Source organism: Terriglobus roseus, assembly GCF_900102185.1.
Taxonomy (GTDB): Bacteria; Acidobacteriota; Terriglobia; order Terriglobales; family Acidobacteriaceae; genus Terriglobus; species Terriglobus roseus_A.
Genome location: NZ_LT629690.1, coordinates 263,821 through 282,972, shown reverse-complemented (window position 1 = coordinate 282,972; position 19,152 = coordinate 263,821). Strand labels below are relative to the sequence as shown.

Here is a 19,152-nt window from a genome sequence, read left to right as displayed (position 1 = left end):
CGATCAGGCTCCCGCTTCAGCGCGTTCTGCAATGGAGCGCTGAAGCAGCAGCTCAATGTCATAGCCCTCGCGACGTACACGCTCGTCCGTATAGAACATGGCCAGTGCAATGGATGCCACCGGTGAAACCAATGCAGTCGCAACAAAGGCAATGAGTAGATCGGCTGCCAACAGCAGAATGCGTTGTGCGCCATGCATCGTCCCAGCAAGGAGTGCGAATGGCAACTGTAGACCGCCCGCCACCATGTGCAGAACGTACACAAGCAGAAGCGCCAGAAAGATGCGGCCCTTTCTTCCGGAAACCAAAGTACGGGATCGCCGCAATGACGCATTAACGCCAAGGTTCTCCATCACGCCAGCGGCTGGAGCCAACGCCACGTGCAGATAGTTCAATACTCCCAGAACAAGACCAGCAATGATCAGTAACCATGCCAGCAAGACAAGACTGACGAATGCGGCAGGATGCGCGTTGGCACCTCCCGGCAACAGTAGCGCAATCATGACCAACAAAACGCCAACCGACATGGGCCATGCGGCACTCCATAGCTGGCGCAGCACAATCCCAGTCCAGCGTAGCCACCGATCTCGAATTGCGCCATAAGCTTCGGCTGCAGTTGGAAGAGTCCCCAGAGACAACTCCTGAACAGCACGCACAGTAGCGGCCTGCGCAATTCCGTACGTGACCAGGATCAGCAGCAACGCAGGTAGAAATTCAACCTGCAACAGAGCAGCAGCACCAACTGCTTGCGACGCAGCCCTTGGATTCCCTGCTGTGGGACTAGGAAACTTTATGTAAGTGTTTAGGAATAGCAGTCGCAGCCCGGTACTTAACGCCACAACCGCTGCCGGTACAGTGCCGATTCCAACAAACAGCCAGAAGTGTCTGCGATACAGAGCAAGCGTGCGGTCAAGAATCTCGCCGGTGGAAAGAGGCCGCATCATGGGCGGTTGCGCAGGCGGTGGTGCAGTGGGTTGCGGCATTGAGGCCGCTCCATAACTGGAGGGCGAGAATCCCTGATAGCCAGGCTGCGTTTCCATTGCGGCTCTCTTTCTTACCTAGTGTGAAGCAGTCGACAGCCACTGTTGCAGGCCCGGTTGTTGCTGGCCGCGGAACCGTACGCAACTGTTGATGCTATTCAACGCGTCACGCAAAGCACGGTCTGAGGATTCCACTTTATGCGAAGCGAAGAACTGTTGCACATCGTCATGTTCTTCCTGCGAGCAGAACGCTCCCGTTGCAGATACCAGACGATTACCGCTGCTAGTCGTCAACTGTGCGTGGATCGCATCCCAATGCTCTTTGATATACGTCCATGTCTGCTGACGTGTCTTGCGTGACTGCAACAGGATTGAGAGAAGTATCCAACTATCCTGATTGCGGACCTTGCCGGCAGCTACATCATCCAAAGTACGCTTCACTAGCGCAGGGTCTTCGAACGATGCCAGAAGATACAACGCCTGTGTCTGCTGGTTGGGATCGGTGCTGGTCTGCGCGACTTTCTGCATGCGGTCGTACAAAGCCGCATCTCCATGTTGCGCTGCGATAGCCAACGCAGACTGTGCAAGCTCGGGGTCTACCTTGTTATCGCCGCTGAGATAGGCGTTGGCAATGGTATTTGCCTGAGTCAGTACAGTGGGATCTTTCGCACCACCAAGCAAGCTGAACAATGTGACACGACGTTGCTCCGCTTCGACTGACTCTGACGAGGAAGCTTTTCCCAGTGAGTGGTAGACGGGGCCAAACTGGTTCCTCACCCACCCCTCTATCTGATCCGACTGCTGGTCGGTGGCGACACGGGTGCGGAGTGAGCCGAGGCCGCCTACCGATTGCTGTAGTACTTGCGCGCTTGGGTCTGCTCGTAGCGCTTGCACCAGTTGCATGTACTCACCGACCGAGCCTTCTCCGGAGCGGAGCAGTGCGTAACGGTCACCCACCAGCAGGATGCGTTCGGGTGCAGTGTAAGACGGTGCGTGTTGCAGCACGGACTGTAAGGTGGCTGTGTCGTAGTTGCTGCGGTAGTAGCCTCGGGCGCTGGCGTTACGCAGGTCTTCCGGTGCAGTTGCCGTAACGTCGGTGTTAGCGCGGATCACCTGGCATGTTCCGTTCGTGGGGCAGATGGGAATGGACCAAGACTGGATAGGCTTCGTTGCCGGAGGGTTGAGGAAGAAGCGGCTCTGCTTCACTGCGTAGCTACCTTTGCCGTTAGCGGTGAAGGTGAGCAGTGGTTCACCAGGCTGTGCTACGAAGCTCTCCATGACGGCATCGACTGGCTTGCTGCTGGCCTTGGTCTGCGCGCCCCAGAAGTCCTCCGCCGTGGCATTACCGAACTTGTGGGCTTCCATGTAGTTGTGTACGCCGCTCTGGAAGGCACCTTCACCAACGTAGTGCTCCACCATGCCGATGACTGCACCTGCTTTGCCATATGCGATGCCGTCGAACTGCTCGTTGATCTCCTCTGGTGTATCTGCCTTACTGCGGATGGCTCGCGTCTGTGCGGCTGCATCCAGGTTCAGTGTGCTGTTGAGGGTCTGGGCTTCGTCCTCAAGCACGCCCCATGTTGGCTGCCACTCGTGCACTGCCTTGGACTCCATCCATGTGGCAAAGCCCTCGTTCAGCCATAGGTTGTCCCACCACTTCATGGTGACGAGGTCGCCGAACCACTGATGCGCCATCTCGTGCGCCACGACGATTGCCACGTTCTTGCGGTCGCTCAGAGAAGAGTGTTTCTCATCCACGAGTAGTGCGGTTTCGCGGTAGGTGATGCAACCCCAGTTCTCCATCGCGCCTGCCTCGAAGTCAGGGATGCCGATGAGGTCGAGCTTGGGCATTGCGTACTTCACGCCGAAGTATTGGTCGTAGTAATGCAGGAAGTGTTCCGCTGCCTTCACCGCGAAGGGTGTTAGTGCGACCTTGTCTGGCGTGGAGCAGACGCGGATGGGAATACCATCGGACTCGCCTTTGGAGCAGGTCCAATCGCCTACCTGAAAGGCCAGAAGATATGTGGACATCTTCGGCGAGGTGGCGAAGGTCTGCGTGTGCATGCCGTTGTCCGCAGGCTTATCGCTGGTCATGTTCGTATTGGCGATTACGGTATCGCCGTTGTCGATGGTCATGGCCAGATCGAACGTTGCCTTCATCGCAGGTTCGTCGAAGCTGGGGAAGGCGCGACGTGCATCGGTCGCCTCGAACTGTGTGACTGCATAGTTGCGCTTCGCGGTCTTGGAGAGATAGAAGCCGCGCAGCTTATCGTTCAGGATGCCAGTGAACTGAATAGAGAGCGATACTCTTCCCGCAGGAAGCGGCGAGGCAAAGGTGAATGTCGCTTGTTCCTTGCTGGTGTCGTAACTTACGGTTCCCGTTTGTCCCAGTTCCTGCTTCTGCGCGTCTGCGATGCGCTGGCGAATTACCTTCACACTGTTGATCTTCAGCTCGATCGCATTCAGCGTGATCGCAGTCTTCGGCGAGTCCAGCGTTAGATCAATCGTCTCTTCGCCTGTGAATGTTGCTGCCTTCAGATTGGGCGTGAGATGCAGCGAGTAATGCTCGGGATGAACATCCGAGGGAAGTCGCTGTGCCGAAGCTGTGACTGCAACTGCAAAAACAAACGGGAGAAAACGAAGACGCATGCGGACAGTGTATGCCTGAGTCCCCGGCATGGGTATCACGGAGTAGAGGCGTTCCAGCAGCGCGCTCGGTGTCAAGTGTGGCGACTCAGTTGTCGTCGTCTCCACCTTCGCCATCCTCCACCAGTTGGGTGGAGGTGCCGACTACGTTATAGACCACCGGATCACCACCGTTGGGCTTCACGGTGACGCGCATAGGTTCGCGCTGCCACACGGCGGGAAGGCAGACGGGACGAACGCGTTCCGGCTGCGGCCACGGTGCGATGACCTTGGACAGTGCCGCCTTGTGTGCGCCAATCTGCCACACCTCTGCGCTGAGACCACTTGCCTTTGCCGTGGTGTGAATACCGCAGTACGCCGCGTAGTCGCGGTACCAGACCACATCACTGATGCTGGCGTCGAAGTCCGGCAGGTGCAGAGCAGTTACGTGGCCGGAGATACGGTCCACCAATATCCAAGAGCCCGGCTGCCAGACCCAGCGACCAGACTTCTCTCCTGGCAGAGCGTCGTTGATGTGTAGGACGCGACGCGCCACGAAGCTACGCTCTGTGATGTCATGCGTGTCGCCGGTCAGCCATTCGTGTGTCTTGCCATCCACGATCAGCGGGCGGATGCGCAGAGTTCCTGCCTCGTCCTCCTTCGCCTCGGTGGATACATCTGCTGCCACGAATGGCACACGGCGTGACGCCCCCAAAACGACGGTATGGACCTTTGGTGCGGCAGCATGAGCTACCAGCAGCGCCGGGAGGACGGCGAGCATTGTGGAGAACCGGATAAAACGCATACGCGGAGGGTAATGCTGCCGAAGCTACCGGGGCAAATACCAAAGATCTGGAATTCTGTGGCGGCGAAGGGATTTTCGCGTATCCAGGAAGGTTCCTCCGTAAATTGGTAGAGTTTTCCGCTGGTCGGCAGAATCTACCGAGTAAACGGAGGCGTAAGATGCAGGCATAAGTTCTTGCGGAAACACGGCCGCTGTGCCGCTTATCCGCCCGGATTTTCAAGCCGAAAGGAAACTCAAGAAGCTCATGTGGAAACCCAACACTCCCGGCTCCGGCGCTGCCACACCCTCCACCCCAGAACCCGTTCGTCCCAGCCAGCCTGCTGTGTCGTCGTATGAACAGCAGCCCAGCACCCGCACTGCCAGCCCGCAGGCACCTGCAGCTACCGGTGAGCAGGCCACCATTGGCAAGAGCCTGATGATCAAGGGCGAAGTTACCGGATCGGAATCGCTCTACATCGATGGCCGCATTGAAGGCACCATCAACCTTCCCGGCAACCGCGTGACCGTTGGCCGCAATGGCCAGGTTGCAGCGAACATCTCTGCCCGCGAGATCGTGGTCCTGGGCAAGGTTCGCGGAAACTGCCAGGCAAGCGACCGCATTGATATCCGCAGCGAAGGCTCGCTGACGGGTGACGTGATTGCAGCCCGCATCTCCATTGAGGACGGCGCGTTCTTCAAGGGCGGCATCGACATCCGCAAGCCCGGCGACCCGAAGGCTGCCGCTGCTGCCGCCGCATCCGCACCGGCCGAACAGGGCCAGCTTGTTGGCGTGGAATCGGCTTCGTAAGCAAACCCGCTTTACGAGAAAACCCCGCTTCGGCGGGGTTTCTCATTTGGGGATGGCAGTGTGGGGGTACCCCTCCCCCTGTCTTTCTAAAATCGTCTTTCTAAACGAGTTACGCTGCGAGTGCCGCTAAAATCGTCTATCCATTGAAGTTAGGGGCAAAATCGTCTTTCGAAAGGGTTTAGCTGACGATTGTGGGTTCGCGACTTCCCCTGATTTCTATTTTAGTGACTTGCGGAAAATAACCTGCCAACTCTATTTCTTTTGATTTGAAAGATTTAGGTGATTTGTGGGGTTGACAACTTTTTCCGTCGATTGTGGCAGTATTCAATCGCAGCGAATTTGGAGAAGTATTTGCTTGTCACTGTTTGGCGTGCATGCAACCCACGTCACTGAGACGTCTCTCAAAGTGGAGGAGCCCTTATTTTTATGAGTTTGCGAACGTTTGCCTTACTTTCCGTTTTTGTTCTGGGTGGCATAGCCACGGCTACTGCGCAGGACGCTGCTGGTGATGCAGCGCAGAAGCCCACTTCACTGGTGCAACCGGCGCTGAACAAGGTGGCGCAGGCTGGCAGCAATGTGGACCTGAACAAGTGGAAGGGCGGCAACGGACTGCGTGGCGAGGTGGATGCGAATCTGGCCTCGGTTCAGAAGGATCTGCAGAACACCCTGCCTCCCCTTCTTGCGGATTCCGATAAGGCGCCCGACTCTGTGCCTGCGAGTCTTCGTATCCTGCTGAACCTGGACGCGCTGTATAACGTGCTGCTGCGCATCCAGATTGCGGGTAAGGGAAACGCTCCACGCGACCAGGCTGAGGGCCTGGACGGGGCTCTGGCGTCGCTGGATGGGGCACGTCGTAGCCTGGGCGAGCGCATCATCAGCTCTTCTGCGGCGCAGGACAAGAAGATCAGCCAGTTGCAGGCGACTGTTCAGCAGCAGAATGCCCAGATTGCCGCCGCGCAACAGGCCGCGGCTGCAGCAGCTGCTGCTCCGCCACCGGCTAAGACCACCACGAAGAAGAAGACTGTGAAGAAGAAGCCTGCTACGACGACTCCGGCTACGACTACCGCTCCTGCGACGACGCCACCGGCGGCTACGAAGTAGGCTTTCCCTCGGGGGCTAAAGCCCCTTATCTTTGGCAGCTTTTACGGCAGGGCTGAAGCCCTGCCCTTCCGAAAGAAGACGCGCTTTGCGCGTTGAAGCTTCGCTGAATCGTGCTTTGCACGAATACCCAGGTTAGCTTCGCGAACCTGGGGCACCCGGAATCGTAAAGAGAAGAGGCATCCCGTTGGGGATGCCTCTTTTACTTGCCTTGTGTCTTGATGCGGATTAGCGACCGTGGTCTTCGAGGTACTTTTCGACTTCGAGAGCGGCCATGCAGCCCGTGCCCGCGGCGGTGATGGCCTGACGGTAGCGGCGGTCCTGCACGTCGCCTGCGGCGAAGACGCCGGGGATGATCTTACCGTCGAGCGTGGTGAAGACGTTGTCCTTGCTCTTGATGTAACCGTCTGCGTCCAGATCCATCTGGCCTTCAAAGAACTTGGCGTTGGGGATGTGGCCGATGCCGAGGAAGAAGCCGCTGAGTGCGATTTCCTTCACCTCGCCGGTGACGGTGTTGCGCACGCGGATGCCGCTGACTTCCTTCTGTTCCACACCGAGAACTTCTTCCACGACGGTGTTTGGAAGGAACTCAATCTGCGGGTGGGCCATGGCACGGTCCAGCATGATCTTGCTGGCACGGAAGGTGGCCGAGCGATGGATCAGGTAGACCTTGGTGGCAAAGCGCGTGAGGAAGATGGCTTCTTCCATGGCGGAGTCGCCGCCGCCGATGACGCAGATCTCTTTACCGGAGAAGAAGAAGCCGTCGCAGGTGGCGCAGGACGAAACGCCGTGGCCGATGAGCGCCTGTTCGCTGGGCAAGCCTAACCAGCGGGCTGATGCACCCGACGCGACGATGAGCGTGTGCGTGCGCACGACGTGGCTGCCGCCGAAGTTCAGTTCGATGGGGGTCTTCGAGAGGTCGGCCGAGTGGAGGTGGCCCATCTCAATTTCTGCGCCGAACTTCTGTGCCTGCTTGCGGATGTTCTCCACAAGTTCAGGGCCCTGCACACCATCAGGCCAGCCGGGGAAGTTTTCAACCAGGGTGGTGATGGAAAGCTGGCCGCCGGGTTCATGACCTTCAATGACGAGCGGCTTGAGGTTGGCGCGCGCCGTGTAAATGGCAGCGGTGAGGCCGCTGACGCCGGAACCGAGGATGACAACGTCGCGTGTGGTGCTGGAAGGCGTAGAGGATGTGTTCGACATGAGGTCCGATCTGCTGTCTCTCTTGCGCTGACCTGTACGAAGCAGCGCAACAGCCATCATTCTAAATGCGCGAGGACCATGAAAGGATTCAAGACGGGCCACCCGGTTCCCGAGGTCGGCGTCCCAGAGAGAGCTATGACGAAAGAAACGAAGAAACTTCCCGCACCGGCACGAGACATTTTGAAGGGCGCACTGGCAGGAATGATTGGCGGCCTGGTGGCCACAGCAGCCAAAACCGTTGCGGAAAAGGTGTATCCGCCACACCCTGAACTGGCGCGACGGGACAGCGACGACAAGAAGCTGATGCCATGGGTGCTGGGCGCTGCGGCAGGTGCCGCGTATGGCGCGCTGGCGGAACTCTATCCGCCGGTCACGGACAGGCATGGGGCCAACTTTGGCATGACGATGATGGCCGTGACACACGAAGGCGTTTTACCGGCCCTGGGGTTGTTGGAACGTCCTGATCCGCATTCAGGCCGTGAGCATCGCAGCGAAATGGTGACGCATGTGGTGTATGGCGTGGTGTGCGAAACCGTACGCGGGCTGGCACGACGCGCTCTTTGAGCGGGTTGACAGGCGGTAGCTCGGTTCACTACACAGGCGGCGGAACACTTGCGCGTGCTGCGGCGTATTGCGAGCACACGTAACTGTTGAGGATGCTCCGCTATGGCTGTTGTTCGATCTTCCGGTATTGCGTTTTTGTTGCTCACGACCTTTGCTGCAACCTGCCAAACCGCTGTTCAACCGGGGTCGATGAAGAAGGTGGCGGAGGTTGATCCGCGCTTTCTTTCGTACAACGTGGAGACGGTGGAGGTTACGGGTGGCCGTTTCTGGAAGCCGTATTCCGCCAAAGCTGAGACGCCCGCCGAGACGGCGAATACGAATGCGCCTGTAGGGATTGATCCGAGCATGTTTCAGTACCGCGCTCCGATTGACCTTTCGCAGGCGAAGCTGCGGCGGCTGGCGAGTGCGTTGGCTCCGGCTTATATGCGTGTGAGTGGGACGTGGCGGAATAGCAGCTTCTTTCAGAACACGGATGATCCCGCACCGAAGACTCCGCCAACGGGCTATCAGGCGGTGTTGACGCGTGCGCAGTGGAAGGGTGTGGTGGACTTTTCACACGCGGCGGGAGCGGAGCTGGTGACGTCTGTTGCAACGAGTGCCGGAACGCGCGATGCGAGTGGGGCCTGGACTCCTGCGGAGGCGGCGGGGTTCTTTGAGTACACGAAGAGCGTGGGTGGGCATATTGCCGCTACGGAGTTCATGAACGAGCCGACGTATGCGTCGATTGGCGGCGCGCCTGCCGGTTATAGCGGTGCGGACTTTGGGCGCGATGTGAAGGCGTTCCGCAGCTTTCTGAAGAAAGCTTCACCCGGGACTCTGCTGCTGGGGCCGGGGAGTATTGGTGAGGGTGTGGTGATGGCTGGTGGAGCGACTGCCGGTGGGCCGAAGCTATCGCCCACGACGCCGGAGATGCTGCAGGCCACGGGCCCGATCTTCGATGCGTTCTCATATCACTTTTATTCCGACGCTTCGCAGCGATGCACGCGCATGATGGGGCTGAAGTTTGTGAACACGCCTGAGACCGCGATGACGGCAGCGTGGTTTGACCGGAATATGCAGGGGTTCAATCACTACGCTGCGGATCGCGATAAGTATCTTCCCGGCAAGCAAATGTGGCTGACGGAGACGAGTGAGGCGGCGTGTGGCGGCGATCCTTTTGCCGCGCAGTTTGTAGATGTGTTTCGGTTCATGGACCAGCTTGGTTCGTTGTCTGCGAAGGGTGTGCGCAGCGTGATGGTGAATACGTTGGCTTCAAGCGATTACGGGCTGCTGGATGAAGAGACGTATGCGCCTCGTCCGGATTTTTGGGCTGCTGTGTTGTGGAAGCGAACGATGGATGTGCGTGTGCTTGATCCGGGCGTTTCGCTGACGGGCAAAGCGCGTGTGTACGCTGCTTGCGAACGCGATCACAAGGGAGGTGTGACGCTGTTAGTCATTAACTTTGATAACTCCGCGGAGCAGGCACTTACGCTGCCTGTTGCGGGAGAGCGTTACACGCTTTCGTCGTCGGAGCTGACGAGTAAGCAGACGATGCTGAATGGGACGGAACTTGTTGCTGGCGGGGATGGTTCGTTGCCTGCCATGGCTGGTGCGAAGGTTGCTGCGGGGAAGGTTAACTTTGCGCCTTTGACGGTGAGTTTTGTAACGCTACCGGGGGCGAAGAACTCGGCTTGCCAGTAGATAGAAACGCCCTCTTCTTCCTTGTGTTTCTTGTGGGAGAAGAGGGCGTTTTGTTTGTTATTGATTTGCTAGATCTGCGAGTAAGCCGTGGGTGTGAGCACCAGGTTGTCTACGTGCGTGACGATGGGTTCGCTGGCGTAGCGCGGGTTGCTGGAGAGCTTCTTCCAGTCGGGATGGCTGAGGAAGTTCTTCCAGTTCTGATCCATGGCTGCGAGGTCTTTGTGCGACAGCATGTAGGTGAGGCTGGGGAGGTCGGGGCCGATGAGGTTGTCGGAATAGAAGACGCCGCGTGCGCCTGATTCTTCGAAGATGCGGAACTCGCCCTGGTGGAACATTTCGACCTTGCGTTCGTGCGCGGCGAAGGTGGGGCTGATGTAGGTGCGGAGCTGCAGGATGCGCGGCTCCTTTGCCGGGACTACGAGTTGCGGAAAGCCTTCAAACGCAATCGAGAGGCGGCTGGTGACGGTGATGAATGGCGACTGCGTGGCCGGTGTTGCCCAGAACGGAGCGGCGGCGGTGACGAACGCTGGGTCCTTCGCGAGGAGAAGGTCGAGCTTGGCGAGCTTCTCAAGGTCGTTGCCAGAGATGATGACGTAGACCTGCGGTGTGGCGTCGCCGTAGCTGAGATTGAAGACACCGACGGGACCGAGGCCGAGACGCTGCAGCGCGGGCAACAGAGCGTCAGACAGGTACGTGCTGAGGAGCTTGCCAGAGGGGCCGGACTGCATTTTGTAAATGCGTGTCAGAAAGTAGCTGCGGGGCTTTGTGCCTTGCGCCACGGACGGGGTTGCGTTTGCCATTCCTGCGGCGGCTGCCAGAGCAGCGCCTCCCTTTAACCAGTCGCGCCGGTTCATGTTCGGTTCCTTCTTGGATGAAATCGAGTGTGCGGAGAAAGTTTACCGGAGACGCGTGGATTGGCGAGTGGTTTCACACGCATGACATGTCTCGGCGTGTGGCGCTCCATTATGCTGAATGTATGCGTAAGTTCCTTGCTTCAGCCGCCCTTGTTGCCGTTCTTTTGCCGTCTGCCGCCCATGCGTGGTGGGAGAAGGGACACCGCCTGGTGGCGGAGATTGCGTGGGACCACCTGACTCCGGTTGCGCGCAAGAATGTGCAGTTTCTGCTGGGTAAGGAATCGCTGCAAGACGTGGCTTCGTGGCCGGATGTGTATCGCCCCAGCGTGACGCAGACGGGCAACTGGCACTTCACGGATATTCCGGGAGATACGGATAAGTACGATCGCGACCGCGATTGCCCGTTGCAGCCGGGCGTGAAGATGGGCAGCTACAACGACAAGGTGCGCGACTGCGCTACGGATCGCATTCCATTCTTTGAAAAGATTGTTGCCGATACGACACTTGATCCATCGGAGCGCGCCACGGCGCTGAAGTTCCTGGTGCATTTTGTGGGCGATATCCATCAGCCGTTTCATGCGTCGGGTGTGGAGAAGGGTGGCAATGGGATTATCGTCACCGCGTTTGGCCAGACGACGTGCAGCAGCTATGCCACCACTTCGAAGTGCAACCTGCACGCGATCTGGGATGGATTCCTGATTGATCGTCGCAAGCTGAGCGACAAGCAGTATCTGGCGATGCTGGAAGGTGATATCAAAGCGCACTCGGTAGAGGCTGGGCCGATTGATCCTGTGGCTTGGACAGAACAGTCGAAGATTGTCTCTGACGCAGGCATGGTGAAGACTGGCGCTGATATTGATGAGGCGTACTACCAGAAGTTCATTCCAACGATTGATCGTCAGTTGGAGCTGGGTGGGCTTCGGTTGGCGGCGGAATTGAATGCGGCGTTTACGCAGCCTCCGCATGCTTATGCGCCGGTGGATGCGGAGAAGGCTGAGGCACAGCGCGAGAGCGCTTCTCAGAAGCCGGCTAGCAAGTAAGTTACGAGTTAAGGACGCAAAGAAAGAGGGTCGCCGATGGCGACCCTCTTCTGTTTGCAAACTTGTCTACGGAGTTACATGCCTGCAGGAGCTGGTGCGGGTGTGGCGGTTCCCTTTGCTGCGGTGAAGCTGCCGGTGACGCCGAACGGATCGACATCCATGGTGCCGGTCAACGCGCCTTTATCCAGCTTGCCGTGGTAGGTGATGGTGTAGTCATCGCCGTTGTATTTGCCGTTGTGCTGGAAGGTGACGTCGCCGCCCTTGACGTTGCCGGTGGTGGGCCACTTGGCTCCCTGCACGTCGCAGCTTCCGGTGATGCTGGCGTCATCCGCCTGAACGAAGGTGCAGTGCTCCACGACCTGAACACCTGCGACTTCACCGCCAATGTCCCACACGCCGGCAACGTTTGCCGGGGCCGGCGTTTGCGCCAGGAGGGGTGCTGCGACTGCGAATGCTGCGATCCATACTTTCTTCATTTCCGTCCTCCACCAAAGGGTGTTGCCGCACTGAGATTACTTACTGATCTTTTTCATGGCAAAGGCTCCACCCGCGTTGATTGGCTGCATATCAATGGAGCCAGTGATCGATTCGGGAGAATCCAGCTTGCCGAAGAAGGATACCGTCATATCCTCTCCCTGGTACGCAGCAGGGTGTGAAAAGGTTACATTTCCGCCGTTGGCTTTTCCCGTAACAGTAAACTTCCCACCGGGCGTATCGCAGGTGCCACTCAGCGCGCCGTCCGCGGCCTGCTTCAACATGCAGGTCTCATTCACGGCGATTCCCTGCACCTCTGTCTGCGTGGTCCATGTGCCGGTGATGCTGGGCTGGGATTGTGCGGCAACGGAGACAGCAAGAGACAGAGATACACAGACGAAAATCGGCAGCTTCACAAGTCACTCCAGGAGAGGTTGGGATTCACTCTCACTGTAGAACCTATTTTGGCTTTTGTCTGACCGAAAATGTGTCGCGGACGCTGAGATTTTGCGGGGTGAAAATTGGCTGTGCTGAGTCTTACCTGCGAAGCAGAGAACGCGGAGATTAGGTTAGTTATCTTTCCGGTTCTACGTGCTTCATCACCCAGCCAAGCGAGATGCTATTGGACACCTCAAGCGAGGTTACGCGCAGGCCGTACTGCGCGGCGCGCGGTTCGATGAGTTCCACGATACGTTCCGCGAAGAGCGAAGGCGTGTTGAGGATGGTGTCCGTTTCAAACTCGACCGATGCGGATGGGATGACCTTCTCAAGCGCGACGTATAGAGCGCCGAATGCGTCGGAGCTTTGCGTGATGTAAAGCTGTGGATCGCTGACTCGATACTCGCCACCGAAGGCGGCGCGGATGACGCCATCATCTGCGGTAAGCAGTTCGCGAGCGGAGACCTGGAAGGGCTTGGTGCGCATATCCACAGGCACCAGCGACTGCGACGGACGGACCCAGTGGTAGCCGGGTTCGACGACCTTCACCACGGAGTCGCCCTTGAGAAGGACGCCGCGATTGAACGGCAGTAGCTTGATGCGCGACGGCACGAATGACAACTTGCCCAGAATGCGCTGCAGAACCGTGCCCGCGAGCACAATCAGCGCCAGTTCCACCGCTACCCCTGCCAGAACGTCAAACGAATTCGCCATAATCTCTGTCACTAGATTAGACGCTCCCTACGCCGGAGATGATTCTGTCTCAAAGCTCCTGTCTGAGAAAAAATTGGACCCGCCGCGAACGACGGGCCCAATGACCAAAGAAAAGGGGCCCTTAGAAGTTGAACTTGGCAGCAGCCTGGAAGATGCGCGGGTCGCCTGCGGCGGTGGCATAACCAAATGTGCTGCTGGTGGGATTGGCGGTGGTGAAGCCGTTGAGATATGGGTGGTTGAACATGTTGAAGCTTTCAAGCCGAAGCTGAAGATTCAAACGCTGATGTATGGGGAAGATGCGGCTCAGCGCCACGTCCATGTTGTAGTACGCCGGGCCACGCAGTGAATTGCGCGCCAGGTTGCCGTACGTTCCGGTTGGATTGAGCGTGTAGGCCGATCCCACGAAGTAAAAACGGTTTCCAGGTGTTGAGCTTCTTACCTTGACGCCGCTGTAGACGTTTGCGCCCGGCACCACGTTGGGGCGATCGTTTGCCTGCGCGGTAAGCGAACGGTCCGATCCGCTGGTGACGTTATAGACAGCACCGCTGGTCATACGCAGGTACGGTGCAAGCTGCCAGTGATTCACTACAGCAGACACCCATCCATGCAGACCCTTGAAGTTGCTCTGCGCAACGACAGTGACGTTTGCAATGTGACGGACATCGAAGCCGCAGTAGGAGTAATCGCCGCGTGGATTGTCTGAGTTCTGCAAGGTGGTGGCAGCGACGTCACCTGGGTTGTCTGCAAGCGACATGCACTTCGACCACGTGTAGTTTGCCAGGAAGCTGAAGCTTCCCTTACCGCGATGCTGCACGGTGAAGATGCCACCGTGATACACCGAGTATGCTTTGTCGTCGATGAGCGTCATCGTTGGCGTGTAATACGAACCCTGCGTTGGATTCGTGAGCGAAAGCGGTGTGCGTGCATTCGCATTGGCTGATGCGGTGGTGGAGCAGGCCGAACCAGACGCAGGCAGGTTCGATCCTGTGAGTCCGCCGCACGATCCTGCAAGACCGGTTGAGTTACCGGGAATGTATCTTGCGTGGTTGAAGTAGTTACCAATCCACTGGAAGTTATTGCGGTTGCCAAGGTAGTTCATGGACATGGACCAACCCATGCCAAGGTCATGCTGAAGGCTGGCTGTCCATTGATAGATAACCGGCGTGCGGATATTCCGCTTCAAGATAACGAACTGCCCCTGCGTAGGAAATACAGCAGTCTTATCTGGCGGAAATACTCCGGGGAATGGGCTGCCACCGGGATAGACCGACCACGGGTCCGAGAACGGAATGTTACCGGTGATATCGATTTCATTGGTGTAAGGCGGGTTGGTGATCTGCCGTTGATTCATGAACAGGTTGGGCATGTCATACATGATGGCGCCGCCCAGCCGGATCACAGTCTTATCGTCCGCTGCATAGGAGAGTCCGACACGCGGCGAGAAGTTCAACATGCGATTGTTTGTGAGGCTCTTGGGAATACCCGCATCACCGTAGTAAAGCGAGCCTGCGGGAGCATTCGGGAATACCGTGGAGTGTGTTCCGTTGTTAAACGCTGTTTGATCGAACGTGCTGCCACGACCCTGCTTGTCCGTTTGATACAACATGGGTTCCCAACGGAGACCGTACGTGGCGGTCAACTTCTGCGTTGCGTGCCATGTGTCCTGTCCGTACAACGAGAAGATGTTTTGACGGAAAGAGTTTTGCTGCGAACGGCTTTGACCGAATGCCTGCATGCGCCCCGTGAGGAAGTCGATCATGCCTTCGCCAGTGTTGCCATTCTTAGCGCCACTTAGCTGGCCGTTGAAGGTGTAGTTACCGTTTTGAAGGTAACCGGTAAGGACGTTATTTCCTGTTCGGATGTATTCGCCGCCGAACGCAACTGCGTGCGATCCGAGCTGCCAGTCAATCGAGTCGGAGAAGGCTTCAGTGTTTACGTTGAAGAAGCCCGGCGAGCAAGTTCCGCAACCGACGGAAAATCCGTTCGTAACAGTCAGTCGAAGATCGACGGGAACGTAAGTGTAGATATTTACGCCGATCGTCTGAGCGTTGATGCCTCCTGCTGTCGGTCCACGGTTATTGCGACGACGAGCATAGGTTCCACGGAAGCTATTGATCATGCGTGGCGTGAAGTTGAATGTGTCGCCCAACGTGAATGTCTGGACACGTTCATCATTGCCTGCTGTGGTGGTGACCAACAGATTTGTTGGCGAGTAATACGATGGTGCGTTGTAGTTGGTGATGTAATACCGGCCAAACAACGAGTGACGCGGGGACCATGTGAAATCAACCCGACCGATGTATTGGTCTTCTGAGTAGTTCGCTGGCAACGCAACACGGATGTAGCCGTATTGATCGGCAAGTGAGCTGGGAAGATACTTCACCAGGTTCAACGACTGCTGACTGTAGGTGGAGGTATTTACCTGACGATAGCCTGCAGATCCGGGAGTGGTTGAGATTGTCGCTCCGCTTGCAGGATTGAGGAGCGTCTGGCCATCCTTCACGTTGATGGCGCAGTTGCCACCCATCTTGCTGAAGTCGCCGGCGAGTTCTGCGGCCGTGGGGATGCAGTATCCCGTGGCGTTGCCTACCTGACGATTGCGCGTTCCCTGATATCCACCAAAGAAGAACAGCTTGTCACGCCGGATGTAACCGCCGAGTGTTCCACCGAACTGGTTGCGCTTCAGTGTGTCTTTGGCTACGGAGTAAAAGTTTGTGGAGTTGATGATGTTGTTGCGAATGAATTCGAATGCGGTTCCGTGCCATTGGTTGGTGCCAGAGTTTGTAACTGCATTCACCAGGGCGCCGGGGTGGATACCATTGCGCGCGGGAAGCGAGTTGGACTCTACCGAGAATTCACGCAGTGCGTCGGGGAATGGGAATGGCAGGTTGACGTTTGTGAATTCGTCGACGTGATAACCGCCATCGAGGACGTAGTTGTTGTAGTTACCCTGTCCGCCCGCAACAGCGATCACGGTTGATGTGGCGTAGTTCTTCGAACCCACCATATCGCCGCTGGGAGCAGTGACTGCGCCGCCTGTGATGAGCACAAGTTGCGTTGGCTGGCGGCCATTCAACGGCAGTTCGTTGATGCGTGCGGAGTCAACGACCTGTTTGTAATTCACCGTCTCGGTTTCCAGAGACACGTTGTTCGATTGAACCGTTACTTCTTCTGTGGAAGCGCCGACCTTCATCTCGGCGTTGATGGTGCTGCTGTTACCCACTTGCAGGAGGATGTTCTGCTGCACGTACGAGGCGAAGCCTGTCGCCGTGACGGAGAGTTTGTACGTTCCTACGGGGATGTTGGGGAAGGAGTAGCGGCCTTCCGCATCGCTTGTGGCGGTGCGCGTATAGTCCGTGGCCGCGTTATTGATTGTGACGCTAGCCCCTGGGATGGTGGCGCCAGCGGGATCGACCACTGCTCCTGAAAGACTGGCCGTTCCGGCAGCCTGGGCATAGGCCGCAGGCGTGGATACCAGCGCGGTTCCGCCAATCAGCAGCGGGCACAGAAGCAATGCGCTTCTCCGCAATGAAATTGTCATAAAGCCTCCAAAGAAACGCAACAAGCAAAACCGGGGAAAACGTTTCAGGTCGCAGGATTGAAGACCCCGCGAGGTGGACAGGAAGCTATGCGAAATGAAGAAGATTCGTCAATAAAAATGTTTCTTATTGATAATCCTGTTCCCGTCTTGGGATGCAGCAAACGAATGACAAACCGCGACCGGAAGCTTTCTATAATGGCCGCAACAGGAACACCGGGGGATGAGATGCGGAAGCAGCTACTGGGAATGGTGATGTTGGCAACAAGTGTTGCGGCGAATGCGGGCTCGACGGGGTCGCTCTACAGCTTTCACATGAAGACGATTGATGGCGCACCGACGACACTGGCGCCGTATAAGGGCAAGGTTTTGTTGCTGGTGAACGTGGCCAGCGCGTGTGGCTTTACGCCGCAGTATGCGGCTCTGGAATCGGTCTATGAGAAGTACAAGGACAAGGGCCTGGTGATTGTCGGTATTCCGGCGAATAACTTCGCCAACCAGGAGAGCGGCACGGACGCAGAGATCAAGACGTTCTGCAACCGCAAGTATCATGTGTCGTTTCCGATGATGTCGAAGATCTCAGTTAAGGGTGCGGATCAGACTCCGCTGTATGGTTACCTGACCAGCGCCACGACAGATCCAAAGTTTGCCGGGGATATTAAGTGGAATTTCACTAAGTTCCTGGTCGGTCGCAATGGCCAGCCGGTAGCTCGGTTTGAGCCTGCGACTACGCCGGATTCACCGCAGGTAATTGCGGCGATTGAGAGCGAACTTAGTAAGAAGTAGTTCTAAATAAACACTTATACGGTGAATAGCGGCCCGCATCTCCCTTTGTGGAGCAGATGCGGGCCGTTTGCATTTCTGTGAACTTAGACATTCACCTTATATTTTCTTTCCTATTCTTTTGTGTTCGGCCTATGATCTACGCCGGAAGCTGCGGGAGTGCTGCAATCACTCCTGCGGCCCCCCACTTTTTGCACTTACTGAATTGATGAAGCCGCTCCCTTAGAGAGCCCGGATCTGTTCCGGACAGACGCCGCATTTCTGCCATGCGCGTCATCACTGCAATCTCTTTTTCAGGAGATACCCATGCACGTCCGTAGTCTTCTTATTCTTGCCTCTGCCTTGCTGTGCAAGGCTGCTGTTGCTGCCACACTGTGCGTGAGCGCCAGTGGTGGCGGATGCTATCACCACATCAGCGATGCTGTTGCCGCTGCCGCGCCGGGCGACACCATCGTTGTCGTTGAGGGAACCTTTCACGAGCAGGTCACCATCACCAAGTCGTTGTCCTTGACCGCGCTGAGCGGTGTGATCGACGCTTCCGGCATGGTCAATGGAATCATCGTTGATGGTTTGCACAATGCCGGGCTGGCGAATGTGCATATTTCGAATCTCACGATTAAGAACGCGAAGCATGAAGGCATTCTTGTTTTGAATGCTTCGTATGTGAGCGTGTCGGGAAACACGGTAAAGAACAACAACACTTCGCTGGCGGGAGGTATGTGCCCTGACCTGCCAACTTATGAGCCGGGTGAGGCGCAGGATTGCGGTGAAGGCATTCATCTGCAGGCTGCGGACCACAGCATTGTGACGAACAACACGGTGACGGAAAATGCGGGCGGCATTCTGATCTCAGACGATAGCGGGCCCACGCATGACAACCTGATCAGCTTCAACAATGTGCATGACAACCCCGGTGCGTGCGGCATCACGATGGCTTCGCATGTGCCTGCGCCGAGCACTGGCGCGGCATTGCCCTTTGGCGTGTATCACAACACCATTTATGGCAATCGTTCGCTGCGGAATGGTGCAGGCATTGGTGGCGGTGCTGGATACGGTATCTTCGCTTCGATTCCGGGTGCGAAGACGTATAGCAACGTTGTTGTGAATAACCTGGCGAAAGACAATGGCCTGCCGGGTATTGCGATGCATGCGCATGCACCGAACCAACAGTTGAATGACAACATGCTGATCGGCAACACGCTGGTTGGTAATGGCGCCGATACAGCCGATGCTGCAACCGCAGGGCCGACGGGCATCAATGTGTTTTCTGCAGTGCCGACGTCGAACGCAAGCGGCATCATGATCTCTGGCAATCAGATTCAGCAGGAGCAGATTGATGTGAATGTGAACAATCCGCAGGCGGTGACGGTGGAGTTCAATAACCTGCTGGGCAAAGGAACTGGTGTGTCGAACACGGGTGCGTCGACGGTTGATGCCACGGGCAACTGGTGGGGCTGCATCTTTGGACCTACGTTGGCCCCGGGTGCCTGCTCGACTGTGAAGGGTGCGGTGATTTCTTTGCCGTGGTCGATTACGCCGGTGGATATTCAGCCTAACTTCTAACGGGATGT

The 19,152-nt window shown here is 57.1% G+C and carries 16 protein-coding genes; 7 read left to right on the top strand and 9 right to left on the bottom strand.

All coding sequences use genetic code 11. From position 1 onward, the window contains the following. Positions 1 to 3 precede the first annotated feature (3 nt). The 3 genes from BLT38_RS01395 to BLT38_RS01385 are packed head-to-tail and all read right to left on the bottom strand — an operon-like array spanning position 4 to position 4,408. Positions 4 to 1,038 carry a hypothetical protein gene (locus BLT38_RS01395; RefSeq protein ID WP_083343564.1) on the bottom strand — a complete coding sequence of 345 codons (1,035 nt, stop codon included), beginning with the start codon at positions 1,036 to 1,038 and terminating at the stop codon, positions 4 to 6. Between the two features lie 18 nt (positions 1,039 to 1,056). Next, complete coding sequence (locus BLT38_RS01390) at positions 1,057 to 3,732, bottom strand: M1 family metallopeptidase (RefSeq protein ID WP_231966674.1); 2,676 nt, start codon at positions 3,730 to 3,732, stop codon at positions 1,057 to 1,059. Continuing rightward, complete coding sequence (locus BLT38_RS01385) at positions 3,713 to 4,408, bottom strand: hypothetical protein (RefSeq protein ID WP_231966673.1); 696 nt, start codon at positions 4,406 to 4,408, stop codon at positions 3,713 to 3,715. The genes BLT38_RS01390 and BLT38_RS01385 overlap by 20 nt, the downstream gene beginning before the upstream one ends. 244 nt (positions 4,409 to 4,652) lie before the next feature. On the opposite strand from BLT38_RS01385, the gene BLT38_RS01380 reads away from it, so the two are divergent. Together BLT38_RS01380 and BLT38_RS01375 are read left to right on the top strand one after the other, a co-directional pair. Beyond that, complete coding sequence (locus BLT38_RS01380) at positions 4,653 to 5,195, top strand: bactofilin family protein (RefSeq protein WP_083343563.1); 543 nt, start codon at positions 4,653 to 4,655, stop codon at positions 5,193 to 5,195. A 426-nt stretch (positions 5,196 to 5,621) separates the two neighbouring features. Continuing rightward, positions 5,622 to 6,296 carry a hypothetical protein gene (locus BLT38_RS01375; protein ID WP_083343562.1) on the top strand — a complete coding sequence of 225 codons (675 nt, stop codon included), beginning with the start codon at positions 5,622 to 5,624 and terminating at the stop codon, positions 6,294 to 6,296. Positions 6,297 to 6,521: 225 nt separating this feature from the next. On the opposite strand, the gene trxB is transcribed toward BLT38_RS01375, so the two are convergent. Beyond that, positions 6,522 to 7,496, bottom strand: a complete 975-nt coding sequence (gene trxB, locus BLT38_RS01370) for a thioredoxin-disulfide reductase (RefSeq protein WP_083343561.1) — start codon at positions 7,494 to 7,496, stop codon at positions 6,522 to 6,524. Positions 7,497 to 7,631: 135 nt separating this feature from the next. Here trxB and BLT38_RS01365 point away from each other — a divergent pair, with 135 nt between their 5' ends. Next, complete coding sequence (locus tag BLT38_RS01365) at positions 7,632 to 8,060, top strand: DUF1440 domain-containing protein (RefSeq protein WP_083343560.1); 429 nt, start codon at positions 7,632 to 7,634, stop codon at positions 8,058 to 8,060. Between the two features lie 102 nt (positions 8,061 to 8,162). Continuing rightward, entirely contained in the window at positions 8,163 to 9,740 is a 1,578-nt protein-coding gene (locus tag BLT38_RS01360) for a hypothetical protein (protein ID WP_156784974.1), read from the top strand. Between the two features lie 68 nt (positions 9,741 to 9,808). On the opposite strand, the gene BLT38_RS01355 is transcribed toward BLT38_RS01360, so the two are convergent. After that, positions 9,809 to 10,594 (bottom strand): NIPSNAP family protein, encoded by a 786-nt coding sequence (locus BLT38_RS01355; protein WP_083343559.1) that lies wholly within the window; start codon positions 10,592 to 10,594, stop codon positions 9,809 to 9,811. 122 nt (positions 10,595 to 10,716) lie between these two features. On the opposite strand from BLT38_RS01355, the gene BLT38_RS01350 reads away from it, so the two are divergent. After that, complete coding sequence (locus BLT38_RS01350; protein WP_172838101.1) at positions 10,717 to 11,634, top strand: S1/P1 nuclease; 918 nt, start codon at positions 10,717 to 10,719, stop codon at positions 11,632 to 11,634. A gap of 74 nt (positions 11,635 to 11,708) precedes the next feature. Here BLT38_RS01350 and BLT38_RS01345 read toward each other — a convergent pair whose 3' ends face one another. The 4 genes from BLT38_RS01345 to BLT38_RS01330 all read right to left on the bottom strand — a co-directional run bounded on the left by BLT38_RS01345 (position 11,709) and on the right by BLT38_RS01330 (position 16,801). Continuing rightward, entirely contained in the window at positions 11,709 to 12,110 is a 402-nt protein-coding gene (locus BLT38_RS01345; protein WP_083343557.1) for a hypothetical protein, read from the bottom strand. Between the two features lie 36 nt (positions 12,111 to 12,146). Further along, the gene (locus tag BLT38_RS01340) at positions 12,147 to 12,524 is read right to left on the bottom strand and encodes a hypothetical protein (RefSeq protein WP_083343556.1); all 378 of its coding nucleotides are present in this window, start codon (positions 12,522 to 12,524) and stop codon (positions 12,147 to 12,149) included. A gap of 157 nt (positions 12,525 to 12,681) precedes the next feature. Continuing rightward, on the bottom strand, positions 12,682 to 13,272 hold the full coding sequence (locus tag BLT38_RS01335) for an SPFH domain-containing protein (RefSeq protein ID WP_231966672.1): 591 nt from the start codon (positions 13,270 to 13,272) through the stop codon (positions 12,682 to 12,684). A gap of 109 nt (positions 13,273 to 13,381) precedes the next feature. Next, positions 13,382 to 16,801 carry a TonB-dependent receptor gene (locus tag BLT38_RS01330; RefSeq protein ID WP_083343554.1) on the bottom strand — a complete coding sequence of 1,140 codons (3,420 nt, stop codon included), beginning with the start codon at positions 16,799 to 16,801 and terminating at the stop codon, positions 13,382 to 13,384. Positions 16,802 to 17,053: 252 nt separating this feature from the next. Between BLT38_RS01330 and BLT38_RS01325 the strand changes: the two genes are divergently transcribed. Together BLT38_RS01325 and BLT38_RS01320 are read left to right on the top strand one after the other, a co-directional pair. Next, on the top strand, positions 17,054 to 17,584 hold the full coding sequence (locus BLT38_RS01325; protein ID WP_231966859.1) for a glutathione peroxidase: 531 nt from the start codon (positions 17,054 to 17,056) through the stop codon (positions 17,582 to 17,584). Positions 17,585 to 17,887: 303 nt separating this feature from the next. Then, positions 17,888 to 19,144, top strand: coding sequence for a right-handed parallel beta-helix repeat-containing protein (locus BLT38_RS01320; protein WP_083343552.1), 1,257 nt, complete (start codon positions 17,888 to 17,890; stop codon positions 19,142 to 19,144). The last annotated feature ends 8 nt before the right edge of the window (positions 19,145 to 19,152 follow it).

Bases quoted from the DNA above. Each gene is read 5' to 3' on its own strand.
- BLT38_RS01350 (WP_172838101.1), top strand. From the start codon at position 10,717: ATGCGTAAGTTCCTTGCTTCAGCCGCCCTTGTTGCCGTTCTTTTGCCG.
- BLT38_RS01325 (WP_231966859.1), top strand. From the start codon at position 17,054: ATGTTGGCAACAAGTGTTGCGGCGAATGCGGGCTCGACGGGGTCGCTC.
- trxB (WP_083343561.1), bottom strand. From the start codon at position 7,496: ATGTCGAACACATCCTCTACGCCTTCCAGCACCACACGCGACGTTGTC.
- BLT38_RS01385 (WP_231966673.1), bottom strand. From the start codon at position 4,408: ATGCGTTTTATCCGGTTCTCCACAATGCTCGCCGTCCTCCCGGCGCTG.
- BLT38_RS01375 (WP_083343562.1), top strand. From the start codon at position 5,622: ATGAGTTTGCGAACGTTTGCCTTACTTTCCGTTTTTGTTCTGGGTGGC.
- BLT38_RS01365 (WP_083343560.1), top strand. From the start codon at position 7,632: ATGACGAAAGAAACGAAGAAACTTCCCGCACCGGCACGAGACATTTTG.
- BLT38_RS01345 (WP_083343557.1), bottom strand. From the start codon at position 12,110: ATGAAGAAAGTATGGATCGCAGCATTCGCAGTCGCAGCACCCCTCCTG.
- BLT38_RS01355 (WP_083343559.1), bottom strand. From the start codon at position 10,594: ATGAACCGGCGCGACTGGTTAAAGGGAGGCGCTGCTCTGGCAGCCGCC.
- BLT38_RS01320 (WP_083343552.1), top strand. From the start codon at position 17,888: ATGCACGTCCGTAGTCTTCTTATTCTTGCCTCTGCCTTGCTGTGCAAG.
- BLT38_RS01360 (WP_156784974.1), top strand. From the start codon at position 8,163: ATGGCTGTTGTTCGATCTTCCGGTATTGCGTTTTTGTTGCTCACGACC.
- BLT38_RS01395 (WP_083343564.1), bottom strand. From the start codon at position 1,038: ATGGAAACGCAGCCTGGCTATCAGGGATTCTCGCCCTCCAGTTATGGA.
- BLT38_RS01380 (WP_083343563.1), top strand. From the start codon at position 4,653: ATGTGGAAACCCAACACTCCCGGCTCCGGCGCTGCCACACCCTCCACC.
- BLT38_RS01330 (WP_083343554.1), bottom strand. From the start codon at position 16,801: ATGACAATTTCATTGCGGAGAAGCGCATTGCTTCTGTGCCCGCTGCTG.